The 12418-nt window shown below is 70.4% G+C and carries 11 protein-coding genes and 1 pseudogene; 9 read left to right on the top strand and 3 right to left on the bottom strand.

Annotation, left to right across the window (positions count from 1 at the left end):
* Positions 1 to 86: 86 nt before the first annotated feature.
* The gene (locus tag Q8A52_RS15245; protein WP_316752174.1) at positions 87 to 509 is read left to right on the top strand and encodes a pyridoxamine 5'-phosphate oxidase family protein; all 423 of its coding nucleotides are present in this window, start codon (positions 87 to 89) and stop codon (positions 507 to 509) included.
* 16 nt (positions 510 to 525) lie between these two features.
* On the opposite strand, the gene Q8A52_RS15240 is transcribed toward Q8A52_RS15245, so the two are convergent.
* Entirely contained in the window at positions 526 to 1218 is a 693-nt protein-coding gene (locus tag Q8A52_RS15240) for a response regulator transcription factor (protein ID WP_316752172.1), read from the bottom strand.
* Between the two features lie 213 nt (positions 1219 to 1431).
* On the opposite strand from Q8A52_RS15240, the pseudogene Q8A52_RS15235 reads away from it, so the two are divergent.
* The 6 genes and pseudogenes from Q8A52_RS15235 to Q8A52_RS15210 all read left to right on the top strand — a co-directional run bounded on the left by Q8A52_RS15235 (position 1432) and on the right by Q8A52_RS15210 (position 8626).
* A pseudogene (locus Q8A52_RS15235) lies at positions 1432 to 2031 on the top strand (zinc-binding dehydrogenase).
* Between the two features lie 114 nt (positions 2032 to 2145).
* On the top strand, positions 2146 to 4830 hold the full coding sequence (gene ppdK / locus Q8A52_RS15230) for a pyruvate, phosphate dikinase (RefSeq protein WP_316752170.1): 2685 nt from the start codon (positions 2146 to 2148) through the stop codon (positions 4828 to 4830).
* A gap of 168 nt (positions 4831 to 4998) precedes the next feature.
* On the top strand, positions 4999 to 5682 hold the full coding sequence (locus Q8A52_RS15225) for a CBS domain-containing protein (protein WP_316752168.1): 684 nt from the start codon (positions 4999 to 5001) through the stop codon (positions 5680 to 5682).
* A 111-nt stretch (positions 5683 to 5793) separates the two neighbouring features.
* A complete protein-coding gene (locus tag Q8A52_RS15220; RefSeq protein ID WP_316752166.1) occupies positions 5794 to 6258 on the top strand; it encodes a cyclic nucleotide-binding domain-containing protein in 465 nt (154 codons plus the stop codon).
* A 41-nt stretch (positions 6259 to 6299) separates the two neighbouring features.
* Positions 6300 to 7010 carry a CBS domain-containing protein gene (locus Q8A52_RS15215; protein WP_316752163.1) on the top strand — a complete coding sequence of 237 codons (711 nt, stop codon included), beginning with the start codon at positions 6300 to 6302 and terminating at the stop codon, positions 7008 to 7010.
* Positions 7011 to 7054: 44 nt separating this feature from the next.
* Positions 7055 to 8626: an oleate hydratase gene (locus Q8A52_RS15210; RefSeq protein WP_316752162.1), complete on the top strand. Its 1572-nt coding sequence runs from the start codon at positions 7055 to 7057 to the stop codon at positions 8624 to 8626.
* A gap of 30 nt (positions 8627 to 8656) precedes the next feature.
* Here Q8A52_RS15210 and Q8A52_RS15205 read toward each other — a convergent pair whose 3' ends face one another.
* Together Q8A52_RS15205 and Q8A52_RS15200 are read right to left on the bottom strand one after the other, a co-directional pair.
* Complete coding sequence (locus Q8A52_RS15205) at positions 8657 to 9214, bottom strand: hypothetical protein (protein ID WP_316752161.1); 558 nt, start codon at positions 9212 to 9214, stop codon at positions 8657 to 8659.
* Between the two features lie 239 nt (positions 9215 to 9453).
* Positions 9454 to 10269, bottom strand: a complete 816-nt coding sequence (locus Q8A52_RS15200; RefSeq protein WP_316752160.1) for an SDR family oxidoreductase — start codon at positions 10267 to 10269, stop codon at positions 9454 to 9456.
* Positions 10270 to 10322: 53 nt separating this feature from the next.
* Here Q8A52_RS15200 and Q8A52_RS15195 point away from each other — a divergent pair, with 53 nt between their 5' ends.
* Complete coding sequence (locus Q8A52_RS15195; protein ID WP_316752158.1) at positions 10323 to 11039, top strand: TetR/AcrR family transcriptional regulator; 717 nt, start codon at positions 10323 to 10325, stop codon at positions 11037 to 11039.
* Positions 11036 to 12358 (top strand): FAD-binding oxidoreductase, encoded by a 1323-nt coding sequence (locus Q8A52_RS15190; protein WP_316752156.1) that lies wholly within the window; start codon positions 11036 to 11038, stop codon positions 12356 to 12358. The genes Q8A52_RS15195 and Q8A52_RS15190 overlap by 4 nt, the downstream gene beginning before the upstream one ends.
* Positions 12359 to 12418 lie beyond the last annotated feature (60 nt).

Genomic DNA, 12418 nt, shown 5'->3' with positions numbered 1-12418 from the left:
CCCCCGCCCTGGTGGCCCCCGACGCGGGCGGAAAACAGGGCCGATCGGCCCTACCCCCGTGCGGCGGCCACCAGGACGATGGGCGGATGTTCCAAGACGACGGCTTTCGCGCACTCGACCGGCAGGAATGCCTGCGCCTGCTGAGCAAGGTGCCGATCGGCCGCGTGGTGTACACCCGCAAGGCGCTGCCCGCGGTCCTGCCGGTCAACTTCTCCCTGGACGCGGACTCCTCCGTGGTGCTGTTCACGTCGTCGGGCTCCGACCTCGTCCGCGCGATCGACGGTGTCGTGGTCGCATTCGAGGTGGACGACTTCCGGGCGGAGACCGAGTCGGGCTGGAGCGTGGTGGTCACCGGCAGGGCCGACATCGTGACCGACCCGGCCGAGCACGAGCGCCTGTCACGCACCGGTCCTCGCTCCTGGATGCCGGTGCGCGACGGGGTCTTCGTACGGATCGAGTCCGAGATCGTCACCGGACGCGAACTCCAGGGGACGCGCGAGGCGCGCTGAACGCCGCCCCCGGCCCTCAGCGCCCTGCTTGCCTGAGCCGGTCCTGGGCCCGTGTGGCGATGACCGCGGCCTGGATGCGCCGCTCCACACCGAGTTTGGCCAACAGGCGCGAGATGTGGTTTTTCACCGTCTTCTCGGCGAGGTACAGCCGCTGGCCGATCTGACGGTTGGTCAGGCCCTCGCCGATCAGGGCCAGGATCTCCCGCTCGCGCTCGGTCAGGCCCGGGAAGGCGTCCGGCTCCTGTTCCCGCTCCTGAGCGCCGCGCAGTCGGGCCATCAGCCGGGAGGTGGCGCTGGCGTCCAGCAGGGACTGGCCGGCGGCGACCGTTCGCACGGCGGACACCAGGTCCGAGCCCTGGATCTGCTTCAGGACGTATCCGGACGCGCCCGCCATGATCGAGTCGAGCAGGGCCTCCTCGTCGTCGAACGACGTCAGCATCAGACAGGCCAGGTCCGGCATCTGTGAACGCAGTTCGCGGCACACGGTCACCCCGTCGCCGTCCGGCAGACGCACATCGAGCACCGCCACCTGCGGACGCAACGCGGGGACGCGCGCCAGCGCCTGCTCCACCGTCCCGGCCTCGCCGACCACGGTGATGTCCGGATGGTCGTTCAGCAGGTCGTGCACCCCGCGCCGTACCACCTCGTGGTCGTCCAGCAGGAAGACCCGGATCGGGTTGTCGGGACCGGGCCGCTCGCTGTCCGCCATTGATTGCTCCTCGTCCTGCGTCGTCTGCTCTGCGGTACCGGGACGAGCCCGGCGGCCCTCAATTGTTCCCGTCCGGTCAAATCTTGCGGGATGCGGGGCCGTACGACCAGGGCCGAGCGGCCCCGCGCCCGGGACGTCCAGTACTTCCTGACGAGCCGTGGCACGTTCGACGCTGGGAACGCATCGCACCGAACCGTGATCAAGGAGCAGCCAATGAAGGCAGTTGTCCTCAGGTCCTTCGGCGAGCCGCTGGTGATCTTGGAGCGCCCCGGCCCGCAGCCCGGCCCGGGCCAGGTCCGCATCCGTCTCGAGGCTTCCGGACGCTGCCACACCCACCTCCACGCCTCCCATGGCGACTGGCCCGTCGAGCCGGTAGGTCGCCGGGGTCCGCCCGCCCCGGCTGGTGGCGGTCTCCGGCGTCGGCGGGCTCGGTCACTCATCGACGCCCGCAAGGAGGACCCGGCCGAGGTGCTCAAGCGGCACAGCGGTGCCCACGCGGCCAGTGCGCCGGCGGTCGACGAGCAGGCCTTCGCCGCTGTGTACGGCGGTCTGCGTCGCGGCGGCAAGCTGGTCATGGTCGCCCTGCCCGCCGGTGGCACCATCCCGGTGCCGGTCTTCGACACCGTTCTGAACGGCACCTCCGTCATCGGCTCCATCGTCGGCACCCGCCACAACCCGGACGAGGTGTTCCGGCTCCACACAGCCGGACGCACCAAGGTCATCTACGAGACCCGGCCCCTGGAGACCGTGACCGTGTCGATGGCCGAGGTCCTCGACGGGCGGGTCAAGGCACGCGACGTCTTCGAGATGTGACCCGCCCTCACCACCTGTCGCGCGTCGAGCGTCTGCGGCCCGGCCCGCGCCTCCGCAGGCACCAGTAGCCCACACCTCCCAGGCACCAGTAGTCGGAAGGAAGCACACACCGTCATGGACCGCTACGTGTACGCGTTCACCGAGGGCGGCCGCAACATGGCCGACCTGCTCGGCGGCAAGGGAGCCAACCTGGCCGAGATGACCCGGATGGGCCTGCCCATACCGGCCGGGTTCACCGTCACCACCGAAGCCTGTCGCGCCTTCCTCGCCGCCGGCACGGAGCCCGACGGGATGTTCCGCGCGATCTCCGGGCACCTGTCGCTCCTGGAGGCCGGTGCGGGGCGGGCACTCGGGCAGCCCGACGACCCGCTGCTGCTGTCCGTCCGCTCCGGCGCGCGGTTCTCCATGCCCGGCATGATGGAGACGATCCTGGACATCGGCCTCAACGACGAATCCGTTCACGGCCTGGCCAAGTCCTCCGGGACAGAGCGTTTCGCCTGGGACTCCTACCGCCGCCTTGTGCAGATGTTCGGCAGCACCGTCATGGGGGTCGAAGGCGCGCTGTTCGAGAAGGTCTTGGCCGACTTCAAGCAGGCCCGCGGCGCGGCGGACGACCTGGGGCTGGACGCGGCCGACCTGGCCGTGCTCGTCGAGGCGTACCAGGAACTGATCCGGCGCGAGACCGGTGAGCGTTTCCCTCAGTCCCCCGCCGAACAACTGCGGCGCGCGGTACTTGCCGTCTTCGAGTCGTGGAACGGCGAGCGTGCCCGTCTCTACCGCCGCCGGGAGCACATCCCCGACGACCTGGGCACCGCGGTAAACGTGCAGGTCATGGTCTTCGGCAACCTCGGTCCCGACTCCGGCAGCGGCGTCGCCTTCACCCGCGACCCGGCAACCGGACGGCCCGGACTGTACGGCGACTATCTGCCCAACGCGCAGGGCGAGGACGTCGTCGCCGGGATCCGCAACACCGTTGCCCTGACCGAGCTGGAGCGGCTGGATCCACGGTCGTACGCCCAACTGCGCGACCACATGCGGACCTTGGAGCAGCACTACCGCGACCTGTGCGACATCGAGTTCACCATCGAGCGCGGCCGGCTCTGGATGCTGCAGACCCGGGTCGGCAAGCGCACCGCGGAGGCCGCGTTCGCCATCGCAGCCGAGCTCGTCGACGAGGGTCTGATCATCCCCGACGAGGCCCTGGCCCGCGTCGATGGCGGCGGCCTCGGCCGTCTCATGTTCCCCCGGTTCGACACGTCGGCGGTCGGCGAGGCCCTCGCGCACGGCCTCCCGGCCTCGCCCGGCGCGGCCGTCGGCGCCGCGGTCTTCGACTCCGCCGAAGCCGTCCGGCGGGCCGCAGCGGGCGAGAAGGTCGTCCTCGTACGCCAGGAGACCACACCCGACGACCTGCCGGGCATGATCGCCGCACAGGCCGTACTGACCAGCCACGGCGGCAAGACCAGCCACGCAGCCGTCGTCGCCCGCGGCATGGGCAAGGTCTGCGTCTGCGGTGCCGAGGGGGTCGAAGTGGACACCCGGGCCCGCCGGTTCACGGTGGGCGACACCGTCGTCGAGGAGGGCACCGTGATCTCCGTCGACGGTTCCCAGGGCACCGTCCACCTGGGCGCCGCTCCGCTGGTCGACTCCACCGTGATGCGGTACTTCGAGACGGGCGAGCGGTCGGACGGGGTGGTCGAGGCCGTGGCCCGCGCCATGAACAGGGCCGACGGCGTACGGCGGATGGAAGTACGGGCGAACGCCGACACCCCCGAAGACGCCGCCCGCGCCCGCCGGTTCGGCGCGCAGGGCATCGGACTGTGCCGCACCGAGCACATGTTCCTCGGTGAACGCCGCAAGCTGGTCGAGGAGATGATCCTGGCCCGGACGGACGCCGAGCGCGAGCGGGCGCTGGAGGCCCTGTTGCCGCTCCAGCGGGAGGACTTCACCGGTATCCTGGAGGCGATGGACGGGCTGCCGGTCACCATCAGGCTCATCGACCCGCCGCTGCACGAGTTCCTCCCCGACCGCACCGATCTTGCCGTACGCGTCGCCGCCGCCGAGGCCCGTGGCGATGTCCCGGACCCGCGGGACGCCGAGCTGCTGGACGCCGTGAACCGCATGCACGAGGAGAACCCGATGCTGGGCCTGCGCGGGGTGCGTCTGGGCCTGGTGGTCCCCGGGCTGGTCGCCATGCAGGTGCGTGCCATCGCCGAAGCGGTCGTGGAACGTGTGCGGGCCGGGGGCTCCCCCGAGGCGGAGATCATGGTGCCGCTCGTCGGCGCAGTGGAGGAGCTGCGCATCGAGCGGGAAGAGGTGGAACGGGTGCTGGGCGAGGTCTCCGAAGAGTCCGGCATCCCCGTGCACTGCCCCGTCGGTACGATGGTCGAACTGCCGCGTGCCGCCCTCACCGCGGGCCGCATCGCCGAAGAGGCCGAGTTCTTCTCCTTCGGCACCAACGATCTCACCCAGACCACCTGGGGCTTCTCCCGCGACGACGTCGAGGCGGCGTTCTTCTCCGCCTACTTCGACAAGGGCATCTTCTCCGCCTCACCGTTCGAGACGCTGGACCGCTCGGGCGTGGGCCGGCTGATCCGGATCGCCGTGGCCGAAGGCCGTGCGGCACGCCCCAGCCTGAAGATCGGCGTCTGCGGCGAGCACGGCGGGGATCCGGACTCGGTCCACTTCTTCCACGACGCGGGCCTCGACTATGTCTCCTGCTCGCCCTTCCGCGTCCCGGTCGCACGTCTGGAAGCCGGACGGGCCGCGCTCACCGGAGCGGAAACGAGCGACAGCAGGTGACGGAGCGGGGCTACTGAGGCCCATCGACGGGTGGGCGGGTCAGTCCCTTGTCGAAGGACACTCGGCCCCTGCGCCGGCCGGTGTGCTGGAGGGAGCCTGGAGGGGTGTCCGCACGGCTCCGAGGACGGGCCCGACGAAGAACGGCAGACCAGGAAGGAAGTGGGCGGCATGGCCCGCACAGTCGGCGAGGTGATGACCCGGGACGTCGTCCAAGCGCACCGGGAGACGCCGTTCAAGGTCGTGGCACGGCTGCTCGACCAGCACCGGATCAGCGGGCTGCCCGTGGTGGATCACGACGACAAGGTCATCGGGGTGATCTCCGGGAGCGACCTGATCCGCCGCCAGGCGACCCACCCCGCGGACGGCCCGGCACAGCGGAAACACCCGCACGCGCTGGACCGCTCCGCCCGTCGCGCCGTGACCGGCGCAGCCACGGCGGAAGAACTGATGTCGACGCCCGCGATCACCGTGCATCCGGAACAGAAGGTCGCGGACGCCGCGCGCGTGATGGAACGCCACGGGGTCGAGCGCCTCCCCGTCGTGGACGAGGAGGACCGGCTCATCGGCATCGCCACCCGCCGCGACCTGCTCCGTGTCTTCCTGCGCACCGACGAGGAGATCCGCCGGGAAGTCCTCGACGACGTCCTGAACGCCCTGTCCCTTCCGCCCCACGACATGGCCGTCTCGGTCCGGGACGGCATGGTCACCCTGGAGGGCCGGCTCGAGCACCGCAGCGACATACCACTGACGGTCCGGTCTACGTACCGGGTGGACGGAGTGATCGGCGTCGTCAACAGGCTGACCTTCCGCCTCGACGACACCCGCCAGGCCGCCTGCCAAGGCGGTCACTGATCGGACCCGGTGCCGAGCGGCCCGGCCACAGGGCCCAGTGGCCCATGGGCGGGGCCGGCGCCATGGACGACGCTGGAAGAAGAGGCCGCTACGCCTTACTGGAGGCACGTGATGAACGCTCCCCCTACACCCGGCATGATGCGCGCGCTCCCCGCCGAGCATCGGGAACGGCTGATGCGCACGGCCCGCGAAGTTTCGTTCCCGCAGGGCGCCCGGCTCTTCGAGGAAGGAGGCCGAGCCGACCGGTTCTGGATTATTCGTACCGGTACCGTCGCCCTTGACATGAGGGTGCCCGGCCGCCGTGCGGCCGTCATCGAGACCCTCGGCCACGACGAACTCGTCGGCTGGTCCTGGCTCTTCGGCCCGCACAGCAGGCACCTGGGTGCCGAGGCGACCAGCCCGGTGCGTGCCTACGAGTTCGACGTCGTCGCGGTCCGGTCGATGTGCCAGGACGACCCGGCGCTCGGCCTCGCGGTCGCCCAGTGGGTGGGTGACATCGTCGCCCACCGCCTGCGCTCGGCCCGCACCCGATTGCTGGACCTGTACGCCCCTTACGGCAGCGGGAGCCTTCGCTGACCGGTCCCGCGCGTCGAGGCGACCCAGACCAAGGAGGCACCATGACAAGCAGCCCGCACATCGTGAGCGACGTGATGACCCATACCGTCGCCGCCATCGGCCGCGGGGCCGGCTTCAAGGAGATCGTGCGGATGATGCAGGACTGGAAGGTCAGCGCCCTCCCCGTCCTGGAAGGCGAGGGCCGCGTCGTCGGCGTCGTCTCCGAGGCCGACCTGCTGCCCAAGGAGGAGTTCCGCGACAGCGACCCCGACCGGCTCACCCAGCTGCGCCGCCTGGACGATCTCGCGAACGCAGGGGCCGTGACCGCGGGCGAGCTGATGACCGCGCCGGCCCTCACCGTGCGCGCGGACGAGACGCTCGCCCAGGCCGCGCGGACGATGGCCCACGCCAAGGTCAAGCGGCTCCCCGTGGTCGACGAACTGGGCATGCTGCAGGGCGTCGTCAGCCGTGCCGATCTGCTGAAGGTGTTCCTCCGGGACGACGAGGAGATCGCCGAACAGGTGCGCCGTGAAGTGGTGTCCTATCTCTTCCCGGCGCCGACATCGGCCGTACGCGTCGCGGTGCGCGAGGGAGTCGTCCAGCTCGGTGGCAGCGTGCGGGACACGTCACTCGTCCCTGTGGCCGCGCGTTTGATCCGAGCCGTCGAGGGCGTGGTGGATGTGAAGTTCGACCTCGCCCCACCGCTGGGCCGTCCGGACCGGGAAGGTGCCGGGCGGCCCACTGACGGAACCCTGCGCCACAAGAAACCCTGAGATGCGCGATTCCCGAAACTTGAGTGAGCACCAGGAGTTGTGAGATGGCGAAGGCGTATCTGGTGGGCAGCGGTATCGCGGCACTTGCCGCGGCCACGTTCCTGATCCGCGACGGCGGTTTCCAGGGATCCGACATCCACCTCTTCGAAGGACAACGGACCATCGGCGGCAGCCTGGACGCGGACGGCACCGCCGACGCCGGCTACACCATGCGCGGCGGCCGGATGTTCGAGGCCGAGTTCCGCTGCACCTACGACCTGCTGTCCGGCATCCCCACCCTCGACGATCCCGCCGTCTCCGTGACCGACGAAATCCTGGCGGGACACGAGGACTTCGCCTGGGACGACATCGCCCGCCTCGTCGACGGGGACGGCAAGGTGGTCGACACCGGCTCGATGGGCTTCTCCGAGCGGGACCGGCTGGAGGTGATCCGGTGCCTGGCGACCCCCGAGGAGCACTTGGACGACAAGCGGATCACTGACTGCTTCGGCAAGCACTTCTTCACCACCAGGTTCTGGTTCATGTGGTGCACCACGTTCGCCTTCCAGCCCTGGCACAGCGCGATCGAGTTCCGGCGCTACCTCAAGCGCTTCATCCACCTCTTCCCCGAGTTCGCCTCCATGTCGGGCATCCACCGGACCCGCTTCAACCAGTACGACTCCATCGTTCGGCCGCTGACCGCCTGGCTGCGCGAACGCGGTGTGACCGTGCACACCGGCTGCCATGTCACCGACCTCGGATTCACGCCGGGGATCCACAGCGGAACGGTGGACACTCTGTTGCTGAGCCGTCATGGCCAGGACGAGAAGGTCTCCGTGACTCCCGAGGATCTGGTCCTGGTCACCAATGGCTCCATGACCGACGCCTCCAGCCTCGGCTCGCACACCTCTCCCCCGCCCCCGGCTCCCCACCGCTCGGAAGCCTGGCTCCTGTGGCATCGACTGGCCCGGGGACGCGAGAACTTCGGCAACCCGTCCGCCTTCGACAAGCACGTCAAGGAGTCCCGCTGGGAGTCCTTCACGGTCACCTCCAAGGACCCCGCCTTCCTCGCAGCGCTGGAGGAGTTCAGCGGGCGCCCGGCAGGCAAGGGCGGGCTGATGACCTTCACCGACTCCAACTGGCTGCTCACCATCGTCGCCAACCGTCAGCCCGTCTACCGCGACCAACCTCAGGACGTCGGAGTCTGGTGGGGCTACGGCCTGTTCCCCGACCGGGCCGGCAACCAGACGCCCAAGCCGATGACCATGTGCTCCGGACGGGAGATCCTCGAAGAGGTACTGCACCATCTGCGGTTCGACGAGCAGACGGCGGCGCGGGTTCTGGAGACGTCCACCGTGGTGCCCTGCGTGATGCCGTACATCACCAGCCAGTTCCTGGTACGCCGCCGCGAGGACCGGCCCAAGGTCGTGCCCGACGGATCGGTCAACCTCGCCTTCATCGGGCAGTTCGCCGAAGTGCCCGACGACGTCGTCTTCACCGTCGAGTACTCCGTACGCACGGCGTGGACCGCGGTGGCCCAACTCCTCAAGCTCGACAAGCAGCCTCCGGCGGTCTACAAGGGCCACCACGACCCCCACGTACTGGCGAAGGCCCTGGAGACAATGCATCGCAGGTAGAGCACACACACCGGGGCAGCCACACCGGACTCAGCGGACGGACTTGCCACCGGACGGAGTGACGGCGTACCACATCTTGTCCTTGGCCTGCCCGTTCGCCTGTCCGGCCACCGTGTCGCCCACGTACCGGTACAGCGGCCAGCCTGCGAGGGTGAGCTGCGTCCTGCCGTCCCGGTGGACCGTGCCGAGAAGGCTCTTCTCAACACCCGTGGTCCTTACGGAGTCCTGCACCATGACGGGCATCCAGGTCTTCGTACAGGCGCCGGAGCACGTCCACTTGGACGGATGCGCCTCGTCCTTGTCGTAGCGGTAGAGAGTCATCCCTTCGCCGTCGGTCACCACGCTCCCGATGCCCTCGACAGCCCGGGCCGTCAGCGTGGTGGTGATGGCCGGCTGCCCGCTGCCGGGGCCACCGCCGCCGGCCGGTGCGGAGGTCGCGGATTCCGACGCGGCGGCCGTGGCGACCGGAGCGACGCCGGAGGGGCTTGTACCGGAGGAGGCCTTGTCCATCGAATTGCCGCACGCCCCCAGGAGAAGCGCCGAGGCAAGACCTGCGGCCGAGAGGAGGACGATGCGCTGCTGGATCACGGAGCTTCCCTTCGCCGGGCCTACTGCTTACTTCGGCAGTACGTTGGGCAACTCCCGCTCGCTCAGCCACCCACGCCACATGGCGAAGCCTTGACCGACGCCGGCGGAGAACCGGTCACCGGGGCCGTTTCACTTCATGCATCCGGTGATTCTTGACGCCGGAACTGCCTCGTGCCATCGGATTCTGCGGGACACCTGCGGAAACTCGCCCTCCAGCACATCGGCAACGCCGGGGCGCATCAGTGCGGCAGCATGGTGAGCACGCCCGACGCCCGGTCGAGGAGGTACTGGAGGGGCTCGGCGGCCCACGGGCCGCGGTCGGCGATCAGTTCGCCGGCATGCCGGCCGAGGTCCGCGCCACTCAGCCAGGCCTCGCTGTCGGCGCCCGCCGCCGCACGAGGGCGGGTGCGGATGGGGCCGATGACGAGTTCGTAGATCCGCCGGCCCTTGCCGTCGAGTTCGGCGGTCAGGGAACACAGCAGTGACTTCTTGGCCGCGTTGGTCGCGCCGACGAGGGCGGCGCCCGGGTAGGGGATCTCCGCGCTGAAGCCGGTGAGGTGGACGAGCGCGCCGTCCTGGACGAGGAGCGGGGTGACGGCTCGCAGCGCCCGGAAGTGGCTGGTGAGGTTGTCGGCGATCATCGCGTCCCAGACCGCGTCGGACACCTCCAGCAGTCCCGTGCGGCCGGGCGGGCCCCAGTTGCCGATGGTGAGGACGGCGCCGTCGAACCTCCCGTGATCCTCGGCGAGCCGGTTGCGTACGGCGGTGCTGTCCGGATCGGAGACGTCGACGACGTATGGGTGAAGCACCCCCGGTCCCGCACCCCCCAGATACTCGGCGAGGGCGTTCAGCCGGGCCTCACTGCGGCCGGCCGCGACCACGGTGGCGCCCAGCTCCAGCAGGGCGCGGGTGATCCCTTCGCCGATGCCTCCGCTCGCGCCGACGACGAGTACGGTGCGGCCCTCGAGGTAGGTCTCCGCGGGATCCGCGGCTCTTACGAGGTCTCTGACCGGCTCCAAGTACGGTTGCCGGAGCCGTGGTGAACGATTGGTCATTTTGAGCAGCGTAGCCACCACCGACGCTAATGACCAGATGTACATTACGAGTTGTGAGCGACGAATCCACCAACGCCCCGGCCCTCACCAGGAAGCGCGTTCGCGCTCCCGAGGCGCACCGCGAGGCGATCCTGGACGCGGCGCGGGCCGCGTTCGCCGAGCGGGGCTATGCCCGTGCCACCATCCGGGAGATCGCCGGGCGGGCCGGTGTCACCCACGGGCTGGTGATGCGGCACTTCGGCTCGAAGGAACAGTTGTTCCTCGCGTCCGTGCCCGGCCCCCGGGACCTGCCCGAGCTGGTCCCCGGCCCGCCGGAGATGCTGCCGGACCGGATAGCGCAGGCCTTTGTCGCGCGGATGGAACACTCCGACGGCAACGACCCGTTCCTGGCGCTCATCCGCAGCGCCGCCTCCGACGAGCAGGCCGCAACCGGGCTGTACGAGGCGATGCGACGCAGCAGCGCGGCGGCCTATCGCACCGTGTTGAGCGGGCCCGACGCGGACGAGCGCATCGACCTGATCGCCTCCCAACTGATCGGCGTCACCTTCAGCCGGTACGTGCTGCGCAGCGGGCCCGTGGCCGAGATGCCACCGGAGCGGCTCGTGGCGTATCTGACGCAGACCCTGCGGTGCCTGCTGGAGCCCGTCGTGCTTCCCGAGGCCGCCGCGTCATCCACGCGTTCCGGGTCATCCACGCGTTCCGGGTCATCCGCGTCCTTCGAATCCTCCTCCCCGTCCTCCGCGTCCTTCGAAGGGACCTCCTCGTCATGACAGAACGGGGCGTCGCCCACGTCGAGTTGCCGCCCTCCCTCGCCGCCCGTCTGGTGCTGCCGTCCGACGCCCGTTACGAGCGTGTGCGCCATGGATATGTGCACCGGGGTGCCCCGGCGGCGGTCATCTTCCCGGAGAGCCCCGAGGAGGTGGCCGTCGCGCTGACGTACGCGCGGGCCCGGGGCACGGTGCTGTCCGTGCGCAGCGGTGGGCATGGCATCAGCGGCCGGTCCACCAACGACGGCGGTGTGGTCGTCGACGTGTCGCGTCTCGACGGCGTCGGGGTGCTGGACCGGGAGCGGCGTCGGGTCCGGGTCGGCGCGGGCGCCCGCTGGGGGCGGGTGGCCCAGGCCCTCGCCCCGCACGGGCTCGCCGTCAGCTCCGGCGACACCGGTGACGTGGGCGTGGGCGGGCTGGTCACGGCGGGCGGCATGGGCTGGTTCGCGCGGCGGGACGGGCTGACGATCGACCATGTGACGGCCGTCGAACTCGTGCTGGCGGACGGGACGTTCGTCCGGGCCGACGCGGACCACGAACCCGACCTGTTCTGGGCCGTCCGGGGCGCGGGCGGCAACTTCGGCATCGTCACGGCCGTGGAACTGGAGGCGTCGCAGACCGGTGACGTCGTCTTCGCCAACCTGGTCTTCGACGCGCGCGACGCGGCTGCGCTGGTGGAACAGTGGGGCGCCGTCCTTGAAACCGCGCCGCGGGAGCTGACCAGCTTCCTTACGCTCATGCCCGCCGGACCCGGCCGCCCGGCCATCGCGCATGTCGCGGCGGTGTACGCCGGTGACCAGCCGGACGCCGCCCAGCGGGTGCTGGCGCCCCTGCTGGGCCTGGGCCCACTGCTGCAGCAGGAGGCGGTCCTCGCCCCGTATCCGGTGCTGGTGCCGGTCGGGGGCGCGGCCCACCACGGGCAGGGGCTGGGCGCCACGCGTTCCGGGCTGCTCGACCAGGTCTCCGCGCGCACCGCACGGTCGGTCGCGGCGGCGCTGGCGTCGGGAGAGGTGCTGATGGAGCAGTTCCGCTCGGTGGGCGGCGCGGTCAACGACGTCGATCCGGCCGCCACCGCCTACGCCCATCGCAGCCAGAACTTCCAACTGCTGTCCGCGACCGTGCCCGAGCTGGAAGGCGCACTGGACACCCACTGGGCGCAGCTCGCCCCGGAGGTGAGCGGCATGTACCTCAGCTTCGACAGCCGCCGCTCCCCCGACGTTCTCGCCGAGGCGTTCCCCGGGCCGACCCTGGCCCGGCTGCGCAAGCTCAAGGCACGGTACGACCCGGAGAACGTCTTCGACCGCAACTTCCCGCTGCGCTGAGTGCGTCGGGAAGGTGCGGTGGCAGCGAAAGACCTCTGCGGGTTCGGATGTGTCCGGTGG

This window comes from Streptomyces herbicida (genome assembly GCF_032656585.1).
Taxonomy (GTDB): Bacteria; Actinomycetota; Actinomycetes; order Streptomycetales; family Streptomycetaceae; genus Streptomyces; species Streptomyces herbicida.
The sequence above is the reverse complement of the archived record's forward strand: the minus strand, read 5'-3'. Positions and strand labels throughout refer to the sequence as shown.

What these genes read in the sequence shown, in the direction of transcription:
- Q8A52_RS15240 (WP_316752172.1), bottom strand. Translation starts at nt 1,218, where the DNA reads ATGGCGGACAGCGAGCGGCCCGGTCCCGACAACCCGATCCGGGTCTTC.
- Q8A52_RS15220 (WP_316752166.1), top strand. Translation starts at nt 5,794, where the DNA reads ATGAACGCTCCCCCTACACCCGGCATGATGCGCGCGCTCCCCGCCGAG.
- Q8A52_RS15190 (WP_316752156.1), top strand. Translation starts at nt 11,036, where the DNA reads ATGACAGAACGGGGCGTCGCCCACGTCGAGTTGCCGCCCTCCCTCGCC.
- Q8A52_RS15215 (WP_316752163.1), top strand. Translation starts at nt 6,300, where the DNA reads ATGACAAGCAGCCCGCACATCGTGAGCGACGTGATGACCCATACCGTC.
- Q8A52_RS15210 (WP_316752162.1), top strand. Translation starts at nt 7,055, where the DNA reads ATGGCGAAGGCGTATCTGGTGGGCAGCGGTATCGCGGCACTTGCCGCG.
- Q8A52_RS15225 (WP_316752168.1), top strand. Translation starts at nt 4,999, where the DNA reads ATGGCCCGCACAGTCGGCGAGGTGATGACCCGGGACGTCGTCCAAGCG.
- Q8A52_RS15200 (WP_316752160.1), bottom strand. Translation starts at nt 10,269, where the DNA reads ATGACCAATCGTTCACCACGGCTCCGGCAACCGTACTTGGAGCCGGTC.
- Q8A52_RS15245 (WP_316752174.1), top strand. Translation starts at nt 87, where the DNA reads ATGTTCCAAGACGACGGCTTTCGCGCACTCGACCGGCAGGAATGCCTG.
- ppdK (WP_316752170.1), top strand. Translation starts at nt 2,146, where the DNA reads ATGGACCGCTACGTGTACGCGTTCACCGAGGGCGGCCGCAACATGGCC.